18 protein-coding genes are annotated in these 22485 nt (G+C 61.1%); 4 read left to right on the top strand and 14 right to left on the bottom strand.

From position 1 onward, the window contains the following. From CCX46_RS11045 to CCX46_RS11110, 14 genes are all read right to left on the bottom strand, one after another. Window positions 1-690, bottom strand: coding sequence for a GNAT family N-acetyltransferase (locus CCX46_RS11045; RefSeq protein ID WP_127926676.1), 690 nt, complete (start codon window positions 688-690; stop codon window positions 1-3). Between the two features lie 68 nt (window positions 691-758). Then, complete coding sequence (locus CCX46_RS11050; protein ID WP_127926677.1) at window positions 759-2678, bottom strand: hypothetical protein; 1920 nt, start codon at window positions 2676-2678, stop codon at window positions 759-761. Then, entirely contained in the window at window positions 2675-3982 is a 1308-nt protein-coding gene (locus tag CCX46_RS11055; RefSeq protein WP_127926678.1) for an oligosaccharide flippase family protein, read from the bottom strand. The genes CCX46_RS11050 and CCX46_RS11055 overlap by 4 nt, the downstream gene beginning before the upstream one ends. After that, entirely contained in the window at window positions 3979-4980 is a 1002-nt protein-coding gene (locus tag CCX46_RS11060; RefSeq protein WP_127926679.1) for a polysaccharide deacetylase family protein, read from the bottom strand. Before CCX46_RS11060 ends, CCX46_RS11055 begins: the two co-directional genes overlap by 4 nt. Before the next feature lie 13 nt (window positions 4981-4993). Next, window positions 4994-6130, bottom strand: coding sequence for a glycosyltransferase (locus tag CCX46_RS11065; RefSeq protein ID WP_095047547.1), 1137 nt, complete (start codon window positions 6128-6130; stop codon window positions 4994-4996). Then, entirely contained in the window at window positions 6123-7091 is a 969-nt protein-coding gene (locus CCX46_RS11070) for a glycosyltransferase (RefSeq protein WP_127926680.1), read from the bottom strand. Before CCX46_RS11070 ends, CCX46_RS11065 begins: the two co-directional genes overlap by 8 nt. Then, the gene (locus tag CCX46_RS11075; RefSeq protein ID WP_127926681.1) at window positions 7088-8455 is read right to left on the bottom strand and encodes an O-antigen ligase family protein; all 1368 of its coding nucleotides are present in this window, start codon (window positions 8453-8455) and stop codon (window positions 7088-7090) included. The genes CCX46_RS11070 and CCX46_RS11075 overlap by 4 nt, the downstream gene beginning before the upstream one ends. Beyond that, window positions 8452-9543 (bottom strand): glycosyltransferase family 4 protein, encoded by a 1092-nt coding sequence (locus tag CCX46_RS11080; RefSeq protein WP_127926682.1) that lies wholly within the window; start codon window positions 9541-9543, stop codon window positions 8452-8454. Before CCX46_RS11080 ends, CCX46_RS11075 begins: the two co-directional genes overlap by 4 nt. Continuing rightward, on the bottom strand, window positions 9540-11129 hold the full coding sequence (locus tag CCX46_RS11085; RefSeq protein ID WP_127926683.1) for a GumC family protein: 1590 nt from the start codon (window positions 11127-11129) through the stop codon (window positions 9540-9542). Before CCX46_RS11085 ends, CCX46_RS11080 begins: the two co-directional genes overlap by 4 nt. Before the next feature lie 16 nt (window positions 11130-11145). Further along, the gene (locus CCX46_RS11090; protein WP_038369600.1) at window positions 11146-12168 is read right to left on the bottom strand and encodes a polysaccharide biosynthesis/export family protein; all 1023 of its coding nucleotides are present in this window, start codon (window positions 12166-12168) and stop codon (window positions 11146-11148) included. Between the two features lie 21 nt (window positions 12169-12189). Then, window positions 12190-12837, bottom strand: coding sequence for a CpsD/CapB family tyrosine-protein kinase (locus CCX46_RS11095; protein ID WP_038369597.1), 648 nt, complete (start codon window positions 12835-12837; stop codon window positions 12190-12192). Next, on the bottom strand, window positions 12837-13583 hold the full coding sequence (locus CCX46_RS11100) for a sugar transferase (protein ID WP_127926684.1): 747 nt from the start codon (window positions 13581-13583) through the stop codon (window positions 12837-12839). The genes CCX46_RS11095 and CCX46_RS11100 overlap by 1 nt, the downstream gene beginning before the upstream one ends. 18 nt (window positions 13584-13601) lie before the next feature. After that, window positions 13602-14639 carry an NAD-dependent epimerase gene (locus CCX46_RS11105; RefSeq protein ID WP_127926685.1) on the bottom strand — a complete coding sequence of 346 codons (1038 nt, stop codon included), beginning with the start codon at window positions 14637-14639 and terminating at the stop codon, window positions 13602-13604. After that, entirely contained in the window at window positions 14636-15988 is a 1353-nt protein-coding gene (locus CCX46_RS11110) for a UDP-glucose dehydrogenase family protein (protein ID WP_127926686.1), read from the bottom strand. Before CCX46_RS11110 ends, CCX46_RS11105 begins: the two co-directional genes overlap by 4 nt. Before the next feature lie 388 nt (window positions 15989-16376). Here CCX46_RS11110 and CCX46_RS11115 point away from each other — a divergent pair, with 388 nt between their 5' ends. The 4 genes from CCX46_RS11115 (at window position 16377) to CCX46_RS11130 (ending at window position 22427) form a co-directional block, all read left to right on the top strand. Next, window positions 16377-18074 (top strand): sulfatase-like hydrolase/transferase, encoded by a 1698-nt coding sequence (locus CCX46_RS11115; RefSeq protein WP_127926687.1) that lies wholly within the window; start codon window positions 16377-16379, stop codon window positions 18072-18074. 174 nt (window positions 18075-18248) lie between these two features. After that, the gene (locus CCX46_RS11120) at window positions 18249-18902 is read left to right on the top strand and encodes an ABC transporter ATP-binding protein (protein WP_127926688.1); all 654 of its coding nucleotides are present in this window, start codon (window positions 18249-18251) and stop codon (window positions 18900-18902) included. Next, window positions 18899-21370 carry an FtsX-like permease family protein gene (locus tag CCX46_RS11125; protein ID WP_127926689.1) on the top strand — a complete coding sequence of 824 codons (2472 nt, stop codon included), beginning with the start codon at window positions 18899-18901 and terminating at the stop codon, window positions 21368-21370. Before CCX46_RS11120 ends, CCX46_RS11125 begins: the two co-directional genes overlap by 4 nt. Continuing rightward, a complete protein-coding gene (locus CCX46_RS11130) occupies window positions 21360-22427 on the top strand; it encodes a lipocalin-like domain-containing protein (protein WP_127926690.1) in 1068 nt (355 codons plus the stop codon). The genes CCX46_RS11125 and CCX46_RS11130 overlap by 11 nt, the downstream gene beginning before the upstream one ends. Window positions 22428-22485: the final 58 nt, after the last annotated feature.

Genomic DNA, 22485 nt, shown 5'->3' on the forward strand with positions numbered 1-22485 from the left:
TCAGGCCGCCGTTGCTTTGACAGGTGGACGGGAAGTTTTACCCAGCGCCGCCAGACGCGAGCCGCTGTAGCGGGTTTCGCGATAGAAGCGCCAGCGGCCGAACAGCGTGTAGATATTCATGATCCGCTGTTGTTCGGTATAGCCCATGCGCAGGTGCAGCTTGAGCGCCGGGACGTTGCTCGAGTCACAGACATCGACCACTTTGCGGCAGCCTTGGGCGGCCATGGCTTTCCACAGGCGCAGTTGCAGATCTACCGACAATTCGGTGCCCCAGTAGGCACGAGTCAGTTCGCCGCCGAACTCGAAAAATTCGCCGGGTTTAACCGGGAACCGGCAACGGTAGTAATGCCGATCGAAATAGTCGCGCGGCGTGCCCCAGATAAACGCCACGGCATCGCCTTTGTCGTCGACATGCATATGCCCGGTGTGACCGTCACTGGCCAGCTCGGCCATGACGCCGACGCGGTTGCCGAAGTAGCGGGCAAAGGCGCTGGCGTTGTTTGCGGTGATCTTCAGCATGCGCAATGGCGGGTAAGGTTTGAGGTTGTGCGGCGGCACGGGACTGACCAGATCGCGCTCCATCCACAGCAGTTCCTGATGGTCAAAAATGTACATTCTGCGGATCTTCGCCAAGGTCGCTCGCAGGCCTTTACGACGGATATGTCCGCTGAGTCTTTGCAAAACATCCATGGTCTCTTCTCCTGTTGAAGGTCCCACGCACAGCAAGACGCTCGCGGGACAGAACATCGAAGGGCGGTTCATGAAGCGCTCCAGTTCAGGGCGAACAGGGTTTGCCCCGGTAATTCGAAACGTACGCGCCCGTTTTCGCAGGCAAACGGTATGTCGCGGCTGCGATTGTCAGCGCCGAAGAAACGCAAGGCGCTTTGATTCAGCGGGCACTTGGCACCGCTCAGATCAACCCGTTGCAGGCGCGTGCCTTTGTTCACCCCGAGCAGTGCGCGCTGCTTGTCGCCGGCCATCGCCAGGACATCTACCTCAAAAGCGTCGTTATCCAGTTGCAGCACTTGCGGCAGCCAATGCCGGGCAATGAATTGCTGGGCGAGGCCTACCGGTTTCAGCTCGAAGCGACCATCGTCATGTATGCGCACCATGCCTTTGCCGTAGGGCGGTTCGTCGGCGGCCTGAAACCAGTTGAGCATGCTCAGCAGGCCGTCCTGAGAGGCGTTGATGACCACCGACGCCCACCACAGCGCTGTGTAGTGAGTTTCCTGATCGTAGGGGCTCAGGGCTGAGCCACTGGACAGATTGGTCTGATCCAGCAGCAACGCTTTGCGTGGCTGACCTTTAGCGTCCAGCCCCACCAGGTCTGCAGCCCGGCGGACGTTGTCGCGGTACACCCGGGTCGCCAGCAAGTCGCGGATCATCCATTCATGCCAGGCCAATGCATCGACTTGATCGGCGGATTCGCTGAGCAGCCGCCGCGCCCAGTCGATGCCGCGTTTGTCCGCTGCGTTGCGGGTGAACGGCCCGTTGATAAAACGGGAGCTGGCCGGCATGGCGATACGTACGCCGGCCTTGGCATTGGCCGGATCGCTGCGCACCTGGCGGGCCATGCTGACAAAAATCGCCCGATAATCTTCGTAGCTCGAATAGTTCAGGTTCGGTTCGTCGGCGAAGCCGATGTAATGCGTGCCTTGACCACCCAGCGCACGAGTGCCGGCGAGCCACGCCTCAAGGCCGTTGTTGCTTTGCACATCGGCGCGCAGATTGGCCTGACGCCCGGTGCCGGCGAGCAGGGTGATGTCCTGGCGGATGCCGAAGCGAGTCTGATAGAGCTGACGAACCGGGTCTGCGATACGGGTATTTTTCGAAGTGACGTCAACGTAGCTGTAATAACTCGCCGCACCCGGTTTCAAGGCATCCAGTGCGGCATGACTGGCCGCGGGCGGCATGAGATTGGGCAGGGCAATGCCGAGATCCGGGGTGCGACCGAGGACCTTATCGTGCAGGATCAGGCGTACCTGGCCCGGCTCTTCACGCAAGGGTTGGAGCTGCTGCGGATTTTGCGCAAACAGATTGGCCGTGCCGTCGAGCCAGAATGCCGCTTTGCCGCTGCCCTGCAGGCGCAAGCGCCAGACCTGGGGCTGGTCGCTGACCGGCAAGGCCACTTGATCGAACTGCCAATAGGCGCGGTATGGCTTGAGGGCCAACGACCGTTGTTGTCCATCGTCCATGCGCTGGGCTTGCAGCGCGCTGACCCCGCCATGATATTTGCCGTTCAGCACCGCGTGTTCCCCCGGCGCCACCTGGAAAAACAGCTCATCGCCATTGCCGGTTTCGACACTGAAATGCACTTTGGCCGGACTGAACAGCGCCACTGTTTTATCGTCATGCTCGACGCGATAACTGCGGAAGCTGTAGCCGGGAATCTCCAGCCGATAACTGGCAGCCCCGGGCAGCAACGGCCAGCTCTGCGAACCGCGAGTTTCGCTGGCTTTGATCAGCCGTTCGCCCTGCAGCTTGCCTTGACCGTCGAGCAGATAAATATGCTCTTCATTAGCCTCGGCCTGCCATGCCGGCACCCATCGCACTGTCACGGTGTCCGGGCGATCCGCTTGCAGATACAAACTGCCGTCACGGATATCGCCCCACTGCATCGGCGCCGCGAAACCGTTCAGCGTCAGGCTGAGTCCGAACAGCAGGGCCAGGCGTTTCATGCTGTCTTCCGACGTTGCAACATCAACCACATCGGGGTGATGTCGCTGGGCAGGATGATCAAGGTTTGCCAGAACGGCACGTTGCTCAAGCGGCAATAAAGCACCAGCATGGCCACCGTCACCGCCAGATAGGCGATCGATGAAGCCGCCGCTGCACCGACAATGCCGTAGGCAGGAATCAACAGCAGATTCAGCGCGAGGTTGAGCAGAGCGCCGATGCCCATCAGCAACGACACCGTGCCGGGGCGATCCTTGCCAATCAGATCCAGGCGCAGAATGCTCGCATAGCACAGGCCCAGCAGGCCGGGCAGCAAGGCGAGCAGCGCCGGATACGCCGGTTGATACGCCGCACCGAACAGCGTGACGATCAGCCATTCGCCGATCACTGCCATGGTCAGACAGGCGCCGAGCATCACCGTGGCGGTCAGGCGTAGCGCCAGCGGAGTGACCTTGTCCATGCCTTTGTCCTGTTGCAGCAGTCGCTTCATCAGCGGTGTGGTGACCGCCTCCGGAACGATCAGCAACAATTCGGCGGCGGCGCTGGCCATGGCGTAGTGGCCGAGCGCGGTACTGCCCAGCAGGGCGCCGATAAACAAGTAGTCGGAGCGCAAAATGATCTGTTGAAACAGCAGGTCCGGATGGCTGCGCGCACTGAAGCGCAGCAGCTCGTTCTGGCTCGCACGGTCCCATCGCAGTTGCAGCGGCTGTGCGCGTTTGAGCCACATCCAGCCGACCAGCACCACCAGGCTGATGCCGGCCAGCCAACTGATCAGCGCGGCTTCGAGTGCTGCCTCCTTCCACATCCAGAACAGCGCGACAAACAACAGCAGCGGCGCGAGGGATTCGATCAGACGCAGAACATTGAAGGCGACCACGCCGCCCGATGCGTTGTGCAAGGTCAGCAGACCGCTTTTGAGCACGGTCAGCGGCACCGCCAGCAGCAACAGCCACGCCAGCAGACCGAGCTGCATCGTCACATCGAGTTCGCTGCCGAACTCACGGGCCAGCGCGACCACCAGCAAGGTCAGCAGCCCGGCCAGAAGACAACCGAACACCAACACCTGAGCGAGCAACAAGCCCATCGGCCGCTGATTGGCCGCTTGATAACCGACTGCCGAATTCAAACCGCCGCTGGTAGCGGCGCTGATCAGATCCGGCAAGGTGCTGAGCAGGGCGAACAAACCGCGTTCACTCGGGCCGAGAATCCGCGCCAGCAACACATTGCGCAGCAGGCGCAAGGCAATCATTGCCAGTTTGGTACCCATGCTCAGGGCCAGATGCTTGAGGTAGCTGCCGCGACTCATGGCCGTGCCCCGCGATAAATGCGCCACGACAACAGCGCCGGATTGCACGCGATGCGCTGACTGACGCCGAAGCGCGGCAGGTTCAGCGGGTCGCCTTCGCCGCGATAAATGCCGGTGCCGGTGCCGAGGGCGAACGGATAATCGTGATTGGCGATCTGCTCGCGCACGCGTTCATCGTTGTCGCCGTTGGGGTAGCAATACACCGGCAGTGGGCGGTTGCAGCCGTTGTACAAGGCATCGCGGCTGCGGCTGATTTCTTCGTTCAGGCGCTGATCATCCAGGCCGGTGAGGATGGCGTGGCTGGCACCGTGCGGGCCAAAGCGCACCAGACCGGAAGCCTCCAGCGCGCGCACTTGATGCCAGTCCAGCGCTTGCGGCTGTGATTCGGCTGGGCACTCATCGGTGAGTTTTTCCAGTTCCTGCGGGTCAAGCGTCTTCAACCCTTGGAGGAAATGCAGCAGCGCCAGGCTGCGGCGGTCGACATCGATGTCATCGAGCATTACCGGCAATGGGTGATGCATGAACTGCAGGCTCTCGATCAAGTGCATCCGCGCTTTTTCCCCGTGGCTGCCCCACAGGGTTTCGCCAAGGCTTTCCCACCAGAAACGCTGACGGCTGCCGATGAAATCGGTGGAGAGGAAAATGCTCGCCGGTACCTGATGTTTCTGCAGCAGCGGGAAGGCGTTGACGGCGTTGTCGCGCCAGCCGTCATCAAAGGTCAGCGCCACCCGTGGGCGCTCGCTGCGCAGCGAATTGGGCTGGAGGATTTCCATCAGCGGCACGCAATCGAAATGCCGACGCAGCCACAGCAGTAAATGCTCGAAGGCCTTGGGCCCGACGCACAGTTCGTTGCGGTGCGGCAGGTTGGCGGCACGGTCGTTGGCCAGCACCCGGTGCAGCATCAGAATGACCCCGGCGCCGTGCAACTGGTTGCGCCCCACTGACGAGTTGAGATAGAGCCAGCCGCTGGTGCGTTTTAGCAGTTGTTTGATCGCCATGGCATGAGTCCTCTCAACGATTCTGGTCAGGATTCCACTGTGCGTAACGTTGCCCGCGCAGGAACTGCCACAGACCGACGCTCATGCCGGCCAGCGTCACCAGCAGGAACGCCGCGAGGCGGAACGGTTTCGGTAAACGGTGTTGCGAATCCAGCAGGCCGGCGATGGCCACCGCGTAACCGAGCAATTGCGCAACCAGGCTCAGGCGATAGAAACCGTGCTCGTTCCACAGCCAGAAATTGCTCAGCAGCAGCGGCAGCAAGAGAATCGGCGCGAGGCGGCGGATCAGTTTGTGGCTGATCAAGGCAATGGAATAAAGGCCGTACTTGAACGGGTTCAGCAGGGCGCTGCGTTGCGCCAGGCTTTGCAGGCCACCAACCGTGACCCGCTGGCGGCGGCGCCACTGCTTGCCCGCTTCGTCGACGCCCTGGTCGATCACCTGCGCCTGGGGTACGTAAACGATGCGTTTGTGCGCGACCGGCGCGCAGGTACTGATGAAGAAGTCGTCGTTGACCTCGGCCGGTACGTTCTGGAACAGCTCGCGGCGCAAGGCGAGCAGGGCGCCGTCGGCGGAGACCATGCAGCCGGTGCGATTCTCGACCCGGCGCAACCAGCCTTCGTAATGCCGATAGAGGCTGTCGCCAATACTCAGGCCACCACCGGTGACCGGGATCACCATGTGCCCGGCGCAGGCACCGACCTGCGGATCGCTCAACGGCGCGAGCAAATGGCCGAGGGTGTCGCGCGACCATTGGTTGTCGGCGTCGGTGAACACCAGAATGTCGCCGCTGCTCACGGCGACGCCGGCATTCAGTGTGGCGGCTTTGCCCTGGCGCGGCAGGTCGAGGACGGTGATGCGCGGATCGATCACTTTGTGCGCGCAGGCCACGGTGTCATCGCTCGAGCCGTCGCTGGCGAGAATGATCTGCAGCGTGGCGGGCTGATAATCCTGGGCCAGCAGCGTGCGCAACTTGTGCTCGATGTGTCGCGCCTCGTTGTGCGCGGCGATGACGATGCTGACGTTCAGCGGCGGTGCCGGCGCGTGCCGCCAGGCCGGGAACAGCGGCGCCAGCAAGGTCAGCAGCAGCGGATAGCCGATGTAGGCGTACGCCGGCAGCACAAGGCACAGGCAAAAAATGAATTCAGCCACGGGCGGGCCTCCTGGCGTTCCAATGACACAGACTGAGAACAAGTGCCGCGCTGGGCAGGTGCAGGCGTAACCAGTGCAGACCCCACAGTTGCAAGGTGAGGCGAGCATTGTGGTGCTTGATACTCTGCCGCACGCTGAGCGTCAGACTCGGCAGCAGGGTCAGCACCAGCAGGATTATCGCGAGCTGCGCGAGGCCGGCGAGCAAGGCAACGATCAGTAGAAAATCCGTCATCCAGACCAGCAACGACAGCAGCGGAAAACGCAGCAGGCGCAGGCTCATGCCATGGGTGCGCAGCAACTGCAGGTGGCTGCCCTGGCGCCACAGCTCCTTGCCCATCCACTCGCGCCAGTTCATTTCGTAGCCCCAATGCAGGGCGATGCTGTTACTGGTCGACAGCAGCCGTGCGCCCTGTGTGCTCAGACGCAAGGTGTATTCCTTGTCTTCGCCGGTGCGCAGGGTTTCGTTGAATCCGCCGACGACGTCAAACCAGCGTTTGCGCATCAACAGGTTGGCGCTGGGCAGCCAGTCCACGGTGCGACTGGCGTGCGCTGATGGATGCAACATGCGCCGTTGCCAGGCGGTCGCGTACCACGGCGCGGCGGCGGGGGTGTGCAGATCCAGGCCAAAAATGTCGCCCTGACTCTGCGCTTCGAGAGCGAACAATTCGCTCAGCCAGTCTTCGGGCATTTCGATATCGGCATCAATGAACGCCAGCCATTCACCGCTGGCAACCGTTGCGCCCCGATTGCGCAAGGCGCCGATCAGCAGGCCGGGCAGCACCAGCACCTGTGCACCGAAAGCGCGGGCGATCTGTGGCCCGTCATCGGTGGAACCGTTGTCGACGACGATCAGTTCACAGTCGATGTCGGCGGCGTTCGCGGCTTTGCGAGCGGCCAGGAGGGTGCGGCCGATGTGCCGTGCCTCGTTGTACATCGGAATGACGATGCTGATCCGGCTCATGCCTTGGCCTCCGTCAGCGGCGCTTGCTCGGCTTTCAGGCGCAGCACCCAGGTCAGTGCAAGCATGATCCACAGGTATTTCAGGTTCGGCGCGCTGAGAAACATCAGAAACAACGTCAACGACAGAAAACTCATTCCCAGATGGGTGATCAGGTCGGCGTGCTGCCATTCACGCCGTTGCAGCCATTCGCGTCGTGCGCGGATCAGGTTGTAGAAACCCTGTACGAGCATGCCGACAAACAGCAGGCCGGCGGGAATCCCCAATTCGCTGAAGATCTCCAGATAAGTGTTATGCGCCCGGCGATACAGGTCGCCGATCTTGCGGTTGGCCGAGAATGCCTTGGCATAGCCGGTGGTTGCATAGTGCAACGGGAAGGTCCCGGGGCCCGAGCCGAGCAGCGGATGCTCGCGGATGATCTGGCTGCCGACGACAATGTACGAGGCGCGACGGCCGAGGGATTCATCCTGAGCCTTGGCCCCGGCGCTCAAGATACTCAGCGACTGGATGCGCGCCAGATAACCGGCAGGCATCGCATAAATCGCCAATGGCAGCACGATGGCCGCACCGAGCATGGCGAATCCGAAATGCCGGGGACGGATACGGTTGAGGTGCTGGCGGTAATGCCAGACCCCGATCGCCAGACTCAAGGCCAGTACCACCAGCCCTGAGCGCGACTCCGTTTTGGTCATGCCGCCGAGCAGCAAAAGGCAGCAGCCCGCCCAGAACAAACGCTGCAGCAGATTCGGGCTGCGAATCACCAGCAGCAGGCCCAGCGGCACGGCGAAGGCGATCAGCAGAGCAAAGGCATTCGGGTCTTCGAGCAGGCCGGCGGCGCGGCCCTTGTCCTGAAATCGGCTGGAAAACATCGCCATCGCGCAGGTCGTGCTGACGCTGAGCGTGACCAGCCGGGCGAACAGATCGAGGTTCAGTTCGCGGCCGATCAACAAAGTGATCACGAACAGAATCAGGCCCACGCTCAGCTCACGCAGATGACTCTGTGACATGCCCATGTTGTCGGTGGCGAGCAGGCTCAGCAGGTACAGCGCCATGAAACCGATCAGGTAGCGCCACAGATTGCTGCGCAGACGCTGCGATGGAATCTGATGCAATGCCAGTTGCAACGCCAGGATCAGCGCCAGCGAAGCACCGAGGAATTTGCTCCCGGAAAACGCGCTGTCCTTGAAGAACCCTTCAAACGGCACCAGCGCGGCAATACCCAGCAGGCCCCAGGCCGGTTTGCGGTAGAGCACCGTGAAACCCAGCAGCCCCAGCACTGCCCCCGGCGCCAGATACGGATAAGGACTGACCAGCAAAGCCATGCAGACCAGTGCCAGCAGGCTGACGATCGAGAGCGGGAAAATCATGCGCGTGCCTCCCGTGCCGTGTGGATATACAGCTGCGACCAGTGTTCAGCCAAAGCCTTGAGGTCGTAGCGTTCCTGTTGTGTGCGTCTGGCGTTGTCGCGTAGTTGTGCGGCCAGCTTCGGTTCGGCCAGCAACGTGTCGAGCTGACGGGCGAGGGCGGCGGTATCGGTCGGTGCGGCGAGCAGGCCGTTGTGGCGGTCCTGCAAGACATCGGGAATGCCACCGACCGCGAACGCCACCACCGGCACACCGGCCTGCATCGCTTCAAGCAGAATCATCGGCGTACCCTCGGTGCGCGAGCTGATCACCAGCGCATCGAGTTGCTGCCACCAGCCTTGCATCGCCGTTTGATAGCCCGGCAAGCGAACCCGCTGTGGTAAACCGGCAGCGTCGATACGCGCCTGCAAGGCCTCACGTTCCGGACCGTCACCGAGCATCACGGCGTCCAGTTGCGGATGCTGGTGACACAACGCAATCAGCGCATCGAGAAACAGATCCGGGCCTTTCTCGCTGCTCAACCGGCCGACGTAACCGACCAGCCAGCGTTGTCGTTCCAGCGCCGGCGGCAGCACTGGCGCCGCTGGCAAACCGTTGGCAATCACCTGCAACTTCTCGGCACGGACGCCAGCCTGACGGTGCAGCACAGCGATGCTTTGCGCGACGCAGACCACCCGCTTCACCGAGGCCGTGCGGCACAGTTGCAGGCTTAGCCAGGTGTAGAGCTTCTGCTTGCGACTGCGCGGGGTGAAACCGTGTTGAGTGATCACCAGCGGCAGGCGCAACACAGTGGCGCCGACCCAGCCGAACACTAGCCCTTTGAAGTTGTGCGTGTTGAGCAACGGCTTGTCACCACGGCGCTGATGCAAGTGCCACAGCAGTCCGCCGAGCCCGGGACAGCCGCGAGCGTCCACCCCGGCCTCGCGAAAGCGCTCGATCAGCTCTGCTGGCGCGTCAAGGAACAGCACTTGATGCTGTCCCGGCGTCGCCAGGCAATGATCCAGCAACATCCGCTCGGCGCCGTAGAAGCCGCCGCTGCTGAGCAAATGAATGATCGGCAGGGCGACGCACGGGGTGGACGCCGCGTTCAATTGCGCACCCAGTGAACCAGGCTCGGCACGGTCCAGTTCTTGTGCGGATTGCCCGGCTGCGACGTTTCTTCGTTGAGCACCAACAGCACCGGCAGGCCCAGTTCATGGCTGATTTGCGCAGGATGCTTGAAGCGGTGATCGAAGAACTCACGTACATAGACGAAGGCAATGGCCAGCAGCAGTCCGGTGAGCAGACCAAACGGAATGATCAGCATCGGCTTGGGAAACGCCGCCTCGGTCGGTTCATACGGCGGGCTCAAGACACGGGCGTTGGACAAGTCGTTATCCAGCGCGCGCGTCGTGCTGCTTTCGGCAAAGCGTTGCGCATAGGTTGAGAACGCTGCGTGCAATGCGCCGATCTCGGTGTCCATCTGGCGCAGCTTGCTTTGGGTCTGCTGCAATTGATGAATGCGATTCTTGAACTCGGCAATGCGCGCGGTTTTCTGCTCGATGACCTGGCTGACCACCGACAGGTCGATCGTGCGTTCCTGGATGCGGTTGTTGACCACTTTGAGGAACTGCTGGCGTGTGCGGGCAATTTGCTCGCGGGCCAGCAACATCGGCTCGCTACTGGGCTGAAATATCGCCAGGTCGTTCATATAGCGGCTGACCTGAGTGGTCAGCGCCTCGCCCATCTGCCGGATCTCGCGATCCTCGAACGCGATGTTGTCCACCGTCGTCGTGAAGGTGAACGGAAAGGTGTAGTCATTGAGTTTGTTGGTGTTGGCGGTGGCCAGGCTGGTTTTCAGGTAATCGAGCCAGCGCTGGCTTTGCAGCAAGCGATCGCGATACAGGTTGAGTGCCTGCTCTTCGGTGTTGATCGCGTTGAGGCGAAAGGTGATTTCCTCTTTCGGATCGGACGAACCGACGCTTTCCAGCAGGCTCAACCGTGCGCCTTCCAGACCGTCGAGGCGGACCTGATACTGATGCTTCTTGGTCTCGTAGAACGATTGCGGCAGCTCGATCGATTGCAAGGCCTGACGATCGACCAGATAGTTGCGCAACAGCGTGGCAACGAACGTCGTGCCTTGGGCGGGATCTGGGAAGCTGTAGACGATCGAGATGACATTGGAACCCGGCAGGGTTTCGATCTTCAGATTGTCGATGGCTTCCTGGGTCAAGCCATCCAGCACCGTGTCGCGCACCGGATCGGTTTCCATGCTCAGTGCATCACGCAGCGGATTGATCACGTATTCGCGCAGCGGCGTGCTGACGTAACGCTTGAACGGTTCGGCCAGCTTGCTGAGCATCCCCGGCGGCGGGTTGTACTGACCCTGGTCGCGCAGTTCGCTGATGGTCTGACGAATCAGCGCCGGCGAACGGAGGATATTGCTTTCGGTTTCCATGTCCGCCAGCGATGGCGGAATGAAAGTGGCGTTGTCCTGGGTCAGCGAGGTGGTCGCATCGCCCTGGGAGAGTTTTTTCGACTGCACGATCACCTGCGCGGTGATATCGAAGCTCTGTTTGAGCAACAGCGGCAGCAACAGCGCGATCACTGCAAAGATCAGGAAGATGCGCTTCACCAGTTGCTTGTTGGCGAAGAAAATCCTGAAGAACTCGTGCAGGTAATTTTCTTTTGGGTTCATGTCGTTCACCTGAGAGTCAGTTGTCACTGCCTTTGTTGTCGACGCGGTAGCCGAAGCTGAACCCCACGCCCTGGAACAGCACCACGTCGGCCAGTTGGCGGGCGAGTTCGCCGGCGCTGGCCAGTTTGGTTTTCGGTACGTAGAGCATGTCGTCCGGTTGCAGGTAGGCGATCTGTGGCGCATCGCCCGACAGTGCTTTCTCGACGTCGTAGTTCATGGCCTGCACCTGATTGCCGTTGCGCCGCATGATCACTACCGAATCCAGGCGCGCCTTGACATTGGTACCGCGCGCCAGGGTCAGCGCCTCAAGCACCGACACCGGCCGGCGGATCGGGTACGAGCCCGGTTGAGCGACTTCGCCGAGCACGTAGATCTCGTTGCCGGCGGTGGATTTCAGCAGCACATCCACAGTCATCCGCCCCGGCAATTGCGCGTACTTGCTGTTGAGGAAGGTTTCCAGTTGATTGACGGTCATGCCTTGCAGCGGCACAGCGCCGATTTCCGGGAAACTCGCATAGCCATCGGTGCCGACGGTGATTTCGCGGCTCATGCCGGTGGCCGGGTGGTTCAGCGCGCTTTTGAGGTTTTGCTCGTTGCTCAGCGGGCTGAGAATCTGCACCGAGAGCTGATTGCGGTTGGGCTGGAACAGCTGCTTGCGTTGATAGGCGCGCTGGATTTCCTGCCGCGCCTCGTCGCTGGTCAGCCCGGCAATTTTCACCGAGGTGTTGGCGCCCGGCAGTTCGATGGTGCCGTCAGGCAGCACCAGTTGCGTGCCGTTGAGCTGACTGGCGGCGGTGAAGTTCAGGCCGATCTGGTCACCCGACTGCACGCGGTAAGCGTCCGAGCCGCTGGTACTGATGTGGAAAATCACATCCAGCACGTCTTTCGGGCGCAGGGTCTGCTCGACCCTCGGCATGTCGGTGGCTTGCGCATTGGCCGGTGTGGCGGTGAGGATATTCACCGGCATGTTGCGGGTGTCGGAATTGCTGGAGCAGCCTGCAAGCGGCAGCAACAGCAGGACAAGCATTTTGGCGTTCATGGCGTCATCCTTTGCGTTCGCTTACAGGTTTTTGTAAAGCCATTTGGGCATGTAGTACTTGCGCCGGTTGAACACGCTACCGACCACTTTTGCCCCGGCCTGAGTCAGGCGTTGCACGGCGGCTTGCGCGACTTCCCAGCGGGTGTCTTCGGCGCGTACGACAAGCACCACGCCATCGACTTGCGTGCTGATCACCAGCGTGTCGGCGTCGGAGTACACCGCGTCGCCATCGATCACCACAAAGCGGTACTGGCTGCCCAATTGATCAAGCAACGGGCTCAGCCGCTCGGCGGTCAGGTGCTCCAGGGTGCGGATCGGCCGGCCGTTGGGCAGCACGTGGAACGGCAGGCTTGAGACCTGCACCACGCAGTCCTGCAACAGCGGCGGTTTGTCGGGGTTGAACAGCAAGTCGCGCAGACCGCGCTCCTTGCTCAGGTTCAACTGCTGGGTGAGATTGCTCGCCGACTGACTGGCATCGACCAGCAGCACTTGGCCGCTGCTCATTTGCGCCAGTTGGCTGGCCAGCGCCAGGGCACTGGTGGTGGTGCCTGAGCCGGGGTTGGCGGCGGTCAGGAACAGGATCCGCAGATCGAGATCCAGCACGGTCGAGGTCAGGTTCGATTCGCTGGGGGTGGCGATGCTCAGGCTTTTGTTGGTTGAACCGTCCATTAGCTTGCTCCGTGGCCGCTGAATACTTTGAAGGGGGTTTTCAACAGAATCTTCAGATCAAGCAGAAGGCTCTGCTCGGCGATGTAGCTGAGGTCCAACTCAACGCGCTGGTCGAAGTCGATATTGCTGCGTCCGGAGATCTGCCACAGGCCGGTCATGCCGGGGTAGATCGCCAGACGCGCGAGGTGATTGTCCTTGTAGCGGTAGGCGTTGAACGAGGTCGGACGCGGGCCGACCAGGCGCATGTCGCCGGTCACTACATTGATCAGGTTGGGCAGTTCATCAAGGCTGGTGCGCCGCAGGAAACCACCGATGCGGGTGATGCGCGGGTCGTGATCGATCTTGAAGTCGATGGCGTCGGCACCGTGCTTGTTGAGGTGACGCAGGGACTCTTTCAAGTCTTCGGCGTTGGCGACCATGGTGCGGAATTTGAACATGCCGAATTTGCGGCCGCGGTAGCCAGTGCGTTTCTGCACGAACATCACTGGACCTGGGCTGCTGAACTTGATGACCAGCGCCAGACCCAGCAACAGCGGGGAAATCAGCACCAGGATCAGCATCGCACCGAGGCAGGCGACCACGCGATTGGTGCGTGACAGTTGCCATGGCCGACCGCCGTCGCGGCCCGTGAACCAGCCGCGACCCTGGCGATGAATCGCCGCGTCGAGACGCATTCGGTGCTCGGGATCCACGCGCTTGTCGCGGCGCATTTCTAGGATCGGTACACCTTTCTCATGTCCAGTCATGGAGTCCTCCACATGAATTCAGCCGCGAACGGCGCGTGGGCGATAGGCAGTGGGGTAGTAGTCGCGGAACCAGGCGATAAAGCGCCCGAGTCCCTCATCCAGCTCTATCCGGGGCTGAAATCCGGTGGCCTGGGCCAGATCGCTGGCCTCGGCGCAAGTGTTGAGCACGTCGCCCGGTTGCAGCGGCAGCAACTCGACAATGGCGGTCTGACCGAGGTGCTTTTCCAGCAGCGCCAGATAGGTTTTCAGCTCGACCGGGTGCTGCCCGCCAATATTGAACAGACGCCACGGCGCCATGCTGCTGGCCGGATCGGGCTGCTCGCGATTCCACTGCGGATTGACCTGCGGTGGCTGCTCGATGAGGCGGGCGATGCTTTCGATGATGTCGTCGATGTAGGTGAAGTCGCGCTGGTGCTCGCCGTAGTTGAACAGCTTCAGCGGCGTGCCTTCGCTGATCGCCCGGGCGAACTGGATCGGCGACATGTCCGGCCGGCCCCATGGCCCGTACACGGTGAAAAAGCGCAGCCCGGTGCAGGGAATGCCGAACAAATGGCTGTAGCTGTGCGCCATCAGTTCATTGGCTTTTTTCGTCGCGGCGTACAGCGACAGCGGATGATTGACGCCGTCCTGCACCGAGTACGGCGTGTGCTGATTGGCGCCGTACACTGAACTCGACGAGGCGTAGATCAGGTGTTCGACCGGGTGATGCCGGCAGCTCTCGAGAATGTTGAGGAAGCCGTCGAGGTTGCTGTCCAGATAGGCCCGTGGGTTGTCCAGCGAGTAACGCACCCCGGCCTGCGCCGCGAGGTGGATCACCACTTGCGGGCGTTCGCGGGCAAACAGCGCATCAATGGCCGAGGCATCGGCCAGATCAACCGTGGCGAGCTGGAAATCGCCGGCCTGCTCGCGCACCCACTGCACGCGGTCGTGCTTGAGCTGCGGGTCGTAGTAGCCGTTGAAGTTGTCCAGACCGACCACCGAGTGCCCGTCGCGCAGCAGCCGCAACACGCAATGGGCACCAATGAAACCGGCCGCACCGGTGACCAGCACCTTCATGGCAGCAGTCCTTCAGGGGCAATGTGGCGCAGACCGATGCCGCTGTAATGCAGGCCGGCGGCCGCCACTTGTTCCGGGTTGTAGAGGTTGCGGCCGTCGATGATCACCTTTGAACGCAGTTTTTCGGCGAGCAGTTCGAAATCGACCACGCGGAAGTTTTTCCACTCGGTGCAGATCACCAGTGCATCAGCGTCTTCGAGGGTGTCGTCACGGGTGGCGCACAGGTGCAGGTCATTGCGATAACCGTAAATGCGTCGGCATTCGGACATGGCTTCCGGGTCGTAAGCCTGCACGCTGGCACCCTCGGCCCACAGCGCATCCATCAGATAACGGCTCGGTGCTTCGCGCATGTCATCGGTGTTCGGTTTGAACGCCAGGCCCCAGATCGCGATGGACTTGCCGGCCAGCCCTTGCGGGAACTGTGCTTTGAGTTTGCTGAAGAGGATGTGCCGCTGCAGGTCGTTGACGTCGGTGACGCTGCGCAGCAATTTCAGCGGCATGCCGTTGTGTTCGGCGGTGTGCAGCAGGGCGCGCAGGTCCTTGGGAAAGCACGAGCCACCGAAGCCGCAGCCCGGATAGATGAAGTGGTAACCGATGCGCGGATCAGAGCCGATGCCTTTACGCACCGCTTCGATGTCGGCACCCAGCAGTTCGGTGAGATTGGCCAGCTCATTCATGAAGCTGATGCGCGTGGCAAGCATGGCGTTGGCCGCGTACTTGGTCAGCTCGGCGCTGCGGTTGTCCATGAACATCAGTTTTTCGCGGTTGCGGCAGAACGGCGCGTACAACTCGCTCATCTGCTCGCGGGCCGCGTCGTCGTGGGTGCCGACGATGATCCGGTCCGGGCGCATGCAGTCGGCGAGGGCGCTGCCTTCCTTGAGGAATTCCGGGTTGGACACCACGCGCACCGTGAGACTGCTCTTGTCGCGGCGTTGCAGTTCGCTATTGGCGGCGGCGAGCACTTGATCCGCCGTGCCGACCGGCACCGTCGATTTGATGATCAATGTGCGATCGGCCTCCATGTGCGAGGCGATTTGCCGGGCGACGTTGAGCACGTGGCTGAGGTCGGCAGAGCCATCCTCATCGGCCGGGGTGCCAACGGCGATGAAGATCAGCTCGGCATGCTCGACCGCGTCGCTGGCCTGGGTGCTGAACAGCAGACGGCCGGCCTTGATGTTTTCCTCAAGCGTGCTGGACAAACCGGGCTCGCTAATGGGCGGCACTGCTTGTTGCAGTTGTTTAATTTTGTTTGGGTCAATGTCCACGCATAAAACGCGATGACCGACATCTGCAAGTGCGGCGGCTTGTATAAGTCCGACATAGCCAGTGCCAAATACGCTCACGTCCATCTGCGCACCTCAATAACACCAAAAGTTAACTACGGAATGAGATAGTTAAAGGGGTATAGCGCAGCGTTTGAAAAGCGTGTCAGCAAAATGACATGTTGCATCTGTATAACACTTGAGCATTTTTTGGCGATTGGCCATCAAGTCATTGCTGCGATTGAATTTGTTGCTTTTGTGCAGATTTGTTCAGATTTCAAATATGCGATAAACGGTCGAAAGCCGCTAATTTAAAGGCTTGTGGCGTCGTCGATGTGTCAGATTTGAGTCACCGGTTTTTTGACGCTTTCCCTGATGAAACAGTCAATTCTTGCGCTTTGATGGCCGGGTGCTAGTGTCAGGTTCTGACTGACAAACCTTTGACTCCCTGCCGTTTTGCCCGATCGGTATCGCCATGTTCAGATATGCCAAAGAAGTGTTGTTAATTGTTTATTTGTTGATGTATTCCGAATATTACATTGATCGGTTAAATGCTATCGGCCTCGGTTTTGCTGTACTTCTTTTTGGCGCGATGTTTTTGGCGCTTACTTTTGCGTTATATCTAATGGCGTATATAAGGCAGACTCTCATTCGCCACGTGTTCGCATTGGCAATGTTTGTTTCGGCAGTGTTTTTCGATGTCTATACCCGGGTCACGGCGGATTACCTGACCTACAGCGGTTTCGTTTCATTGGTTTACTCCGGCGGGTTCATCCAGGAAGCGGCGTACCAGTACCGCGACGCGCTCCTGCGCGGCGTGCTCAGCGGTTTGTTGTTGCTGTTCGGTATCGGCCTGAAACCACGCCATGGGCTGGCGATTCCCAACGCGTTACGTGTGGTGGCGCCGGTGTGCGGCGTGTTGCTGCTCAGTGCCGTGCTGTTCTTGCGTGCGGGAGAGGGCGCGCGTGGCTTGCCGATCATGTACACGCCGCTGGCCTATCTGAATTTGTTTGCCTATGAAGCGCTGCATAACACGGTCGGCCCGCGCGAACCGGTGACACTGGCGCGCACCTCGCAGGCGGTCGGCCATGACATCGTGCTGATCATCGACGAAAGCATCTCCGGCAATTACCTGGATATCAACGCGCCTTTCGGTGTGCACAGCAACCTCAAACAGGCGCGTCCCGGCGTCGATATCTTCAATTACGGCTACGCGGCGTCCATCGCCAATTGCAGCGCCGACACCAACGTGACCCTGCGCTACGGCGGCACCCGCGCCGATTACATGCGCATCAACAGCACACTGCCGTCGATCTGGCAGTACGCGAAGAAGGCCGGGCTGCGCACCGTCTACATCGATGCCCAGCGTACCGCCGGCAATCTGCAGAATCTGATGACCGATACCGAAAAGAAGGACATCGACCAGTTCGTGCAATTCGACCAGACCAGCGTGCGCGATCGCGACATGGCGGCAGCGGCGAAGCTCATCGAATTGCTCAACGATGACAAACCAGAGCTGGTGGTGATCAACAAGGTCGGCGCGCACTTCCCAGTGCATGACAAATACCCGGATGCGTTCATGGCTTACCGCCCGACCTTGCCGCGCGGGCAGTTCACCGAGGTAGCGGATACCGGCGAGCGCAACGGTTTCAATGGCCAGCCGGATGACTGGGTGCTGTACCGCAATGCCTACAAGAACACCGTGTTGTGGAACGTCGGCGAGTTCTTTGCGCGAGTGTTCGCCGAGGGCAATCTGAACAATGCGCTGCTGATCTATACCTCTGATCATGGCCAGGATCTGCATGAACGCGGCAATCCGGGTTTGAACACCCATTGCGGTGGCGATCCGGTGGAGGAGGAAGGATTGGTGCCGCTGGTGGTGATTCAGGGCAGCGCTCTGAAGACGCTGGACTGGTCGGCGCAATTGGCGGCGAACAAGGATCGTTCCAGTCACTACAACATTTTTCCGACGCTGTTGCAGTTGATGGGTTACGACCTGGCGGGGATCGAGGCGGTTTATGGCAAGCCACTGAGTGTCGCGACGGCGGATGAATTCACCTTCAACTACCGCTTCAATGCGCGGTTGGGGGCCAAGCCTGAGTGGAAGCACATTGATCTGGGCAGCATTGTCACGCCGTTGCAGGCGCCGGCGAGTGTGGCGGCGGGGCAGTGAGCTTCAGCTTGTCCGGGTCGACGCTTTCGCGAGCAGGCTCGCTCCCACATTTGGAATGCGATCAACCTGTGGGAGCGAGCCTGCTCGCGAAGGGGCCGGCCAATTCAACGCTGAGTTCAAGTCTGTCACCGCCATCCGCTATCCTTGCCCCACACTGACCGATCAGGTGGCGGCATGCTTCGTGTTGAAAACGTCTTCAAAAGCTATCTCACCCCGCAAGGTCCATTGCCGGTGTTGCAAGGCGTCGACCTGTCGCTCGAATCTGGCAGCAGCCTCGCGCTGATGGGCGAATCCGGCAGTGGCAAAAGCACCTTGCTGCACTTGGTGGCCGGTCTCGACAAAGTCGACAGCGGCAGCATCCGCAGTGGCGCGCATCGATTGGAAGCGATGAACGAGGCGCAACTGGCGAATTGGCGGCGCACAGAAATCGGTCTGGTGTTCCAGCAGTTCAACCTGATCGGCAGTCTGCGCGTGGAGGACAACCTAGCGTTTCAGGCGCGTCTTGCCGGGCGGCATGAGCCGCGTTGGCAGGCGCATCTGGTGCAGCGTCTGGGGCTCGGCGATTTGCTCAAGCGTTATCCCGAGCAACTTTCCGGTGGTCAGCAGCAGCGTGTTGCGTTGGGCCGGGCATTGGCCTCGCAGCCGAAATTGCTGCTCGCCGATGAGCCCACCGGCAGCCTCGATGAAGCGACCAGTGATGAAGTCCTGCGGCTGTTGCTGGAGTTGCTCGATGACACCCCGACCACCTTGTTGATGGTCACCCACAGCCAACGGGTTGCGGCCCGTTTAGCCCAGCGAGTGATGTTGTCCAATGGGCGGCTGACGTGAACGTTTTCCGTCAGACCCTGCGCGCGCTGCTCAGCCATTGGCGGCGCCATCCGGTGCAGTTTTTCAGTGTGCTCACCGGGCTGTGGCTGGCGACCAGTCTGCTCACCGGCGTCGAAGCGTTGAACAGTCAGGCGCGCGACAGTTACGCACGGGCCAGCCAATTGATCGGCGGCGAACCGCAGGCCAGTCTCAGTACGCCGAACGGGGCGACCTTCGCGCAGCAATGGTTCGTTGATCTGCGCCGACAGGGCTGGCCGGTGTCGCCGCTGTTGCAGGGCCGGTTGCTGCTCAAGGGTTTTGAAAATCAGCGGTTGCAATTGATGGGTATCGAACCGGTGTCGTTGCCGGCCGATTCGGCGGTGGCCGGGCAGGCGCTGCCGATTGAGCGTGTTGTCGAGTTTTTCACGCCGCCGGGGAGCACGTGGATTTCACCGGAAACTCTGCAAGCGCTGGATCTGCGTGAAGGCGACACGCCGCAAACGGCTAATGGTCTGCGATTGCCGCCGTTGCTCGCGCAAAAGGACATGGCGCCCGGCCTGTTGCTGGTGGACATCGGCGTCGCGCAAACCCTGCTGGAACAACCCGGACAATTGTCGCGGCTGTTGCTGCCCAAGGATTTTCACGCCGAGTTGCCCGCCGCGTTCAAGGGTCAGTTGCAGCTCAAAAGCAGCGGCGAGGAAAACAATCTGGCGCGCCTGACCGAAAGCTTTCACCTGAATCTCGATGCGTTGGGTTTTTTGTCATTCGTGGTTGGCTTGTTCATCGTCCACGCCGCTATCGGGCTGGCGCTTGAGCAACGGCGCGGTCTGCTGCGTACGCTGCGCGCCTGCGGGGTCAGCGCGCAAATGTTGATTTTCTGCTTGATCGTTGAGCTGGGTGTGCTGGCACTGATCGGTGGACTGTTCGGTGTGATCAGCGGCTATTGGTTGGCCAGTGTCTTGCTGCCGGATGTCGCCGCCAGCCTGCGCGGATTGTATGGCGCCGAAGTGGCGGGGCAGTTGCGCCTGAGCACCTGGTGGTGGTTCAGCGGCATCGGCTTGAGCCTGCTTGGCGCCTTGCTGGCCGGGGCCAATAGTCTGTTGCGTGCCGCACGCTTGCCGTTGTTGGCGGTGGCCGATCCGCAGGCCTGGCATCAGCAATATGCGCGCTGGTTGCGCCGTCAGGGCTGGCTGGCAGCGCTGTTGGGTTTGATTGCCTTGGCGGCATTGATCTGGGGCGACAGTCTGGCCAGCGGTTTTGTCCTGATGGCCGGATTGCTGATCGGCGCCGCATTGGCGCTGCCGGTGTTGCTCAGCGCGCTGTTGAATCAGTTGCTCGGACGCAGTCGCTCGGTGCTCGGTCAGTGGTCTCTCGCCGATTGCCGCCAGCAACTGCCGGCACTGAGTCTGGCGTTGATGGCATTGCTTTTGGCGCTCGCCGCCAATATCGGCGCGGGCAGCATGACCGCCGGATTTCGCCAGACTTTCAACGATTGGCTGGAACAACGCCTGAGCGCCGAGTTGTATATCAACCCGAGCAATCCGGCACAGTCGCGCGAAATGTACAGCTGGCTCAAGCAGCAGCCGAACGTCGCGGCAGTGCTGCCCAACTGGCAAGTCGCGGTGACGTTGCAGGGCTGGCCGGCGGAGGTGTTCGGCATCATCGATCACGCGCATTATCGCCAGCACTGGCCGTTGCTCGATGTCAGTGGCAGCGACCCGTGGGCGCATCTGGCTACCGACGATGCGGTGATGCTCAGCGAACAACTGGCGCGTCGGCTGAAGGTGCGGGCGGGTGATCGACTGACGATTCCTGCGCCGAATGGTGCGTGGTCGCCGCGCATCGTTGGCGTCTACGCCGACTATGGCAATCCCAAGGGGCACTTGCTGGTCAACATCAACCACCTGCTGCGCGGCTGGCCGCAGTTGACGCCGAACCGGTTCAATCTGCGCATTGAGCCGCGGAACATTCCGCCGTTGTTGAATGGCTTGCAGGCGCGCTTTCAACTCGATGACAGCCGCATCGTCGATCAGGCGCGGCTCAAGGGCTGGTCGGTGCAGGTTTTCGAGCGGACCTTTGCGGCGACGGCGGCGTTGAACAGTCTGACCTTGGCGGTGGCGGGCGTGGCGCTGTTCATCAGCCTGCTGACGCAAAGTCAAAGTCGCCTCGGCCAACTCGCACCGCTTTGGGCGCTTGGCGTAACGCGACGGCAGCTGATGCTGCTCAATCTCGGGCAGACCTGGCTGCTGGCGGTACTGACGCTGGTGTTGGCGTTGCCACTAGGCATCGCGCTGGCGTGGTGTCTGGACGCGGTGATCAACGTGCAAGCGTTTGGCTGGCGGCTGCCGTTGCGGGTGTTTCCGTGGCAATTGCTGCAGTTGATGGGGTGGGCGTTGCTGGCGACGTTGCTGGCGTCGGCATGGCCGCTGTACTCGCTGTACCGCACGCAACCGGCGGACCTGCTGAGGACGTTTGCCCATGAGGATTAACTTCGTTGTGCTGATGGTTTTGTTGCTGCTCGGTGGTTGCGATCAATCGGTGCCGGAGCAGAAGGGCTTTGCCGGGATGGGCGATCAGGCGTTGGCATTTACGCCGGTGGTGCCGGGGCGAGTGTTCAGTTTTCCGGCGGATCACGCTGCGCATGAGGGGTTTCGCATTGAGTGGTGGTACGTCACCGCCAATCTCAAGGATCAGCAGGGCAATGAATTCGGCGTGCAGTGGACGTTGTTTCGCAGTGCGCTGAAACCCGTGGCGGAGCAGGCGGGGTGGGGCAACCAGACGATCTGGCTGGGGCACGCGGCGGTTACTTCCAGCACGGTGCATCACGCTGCCGAACGTTACGCCCGAGGTGGAGTAGGGCAGGCCGGTGTGCGGCTGGCGCCGTTCGAGGCGTGGATTGATGATTGGCGATTCGCCAGTCAGGCGCAGGATCCGCTGAGCGACCTGCAACTCAGCGCGCGCGACAAGGATTTCGCCTATCAACTGCACCTAACGTCCAGTCGTCCGTTGGTGTTGCAGGGCGACAAGGGCTTCAGTCAGAAATCCGAAGAAGGTCAGGCGTCGTATTACTACAGCCAGCCGTTTTTTCAGGCCAGCGGCACGTTGCAGATCGACGGCCAGAGCTACACCGTCAGCGGCCCGGCGTGGCTTGATCGCGAATGGAGCAGCCAGCCGCTGACCGCCAATCAAACCGGTTGGGACTGGTTCTCTCTGCACCTGGACAGCGGCGAACACGTGATGCTCTACCGCATGCGCCAGAAGGACGGCGCGCCGTATCTCACTGGCACCTGGATCGCTGCCGACGGCCAGACGCAAACCCTGCGCAGTTCGCAGATCCGGCTCACCCCGCAAGACACCGCCAACGTCGCCGGCCGGGCGATGCCGGTGAAATGGTCGATCAGCATCCCCGACAAACACCTCGACATTACCCTCGACGCGCTTAACCCCAATGCCTGGATGAACCTGCGCATCCCTTATTGGGAGGGCCCGGTGCACATCAGCGGCAGCCATCCCGGCCAAGGCTATCTGGAAATGACCGGGTACTGACAGCGCCTCGTAGAAACTGCGAGTTGTAACGGGCGCAGAATCCGGATCTGACCGAGAT

The sequence above is a fragment of the Pseudomonas sp. RU47 genome (genome assembly GCF_004011755.1).
In the GTDB taxonomy this organism is placed as follows: Bacteria; Pseudomonadota; Gammaproteobacteria; order Pseudomonadales; family Pseudomonadaceae; genus Aquipseudomonas.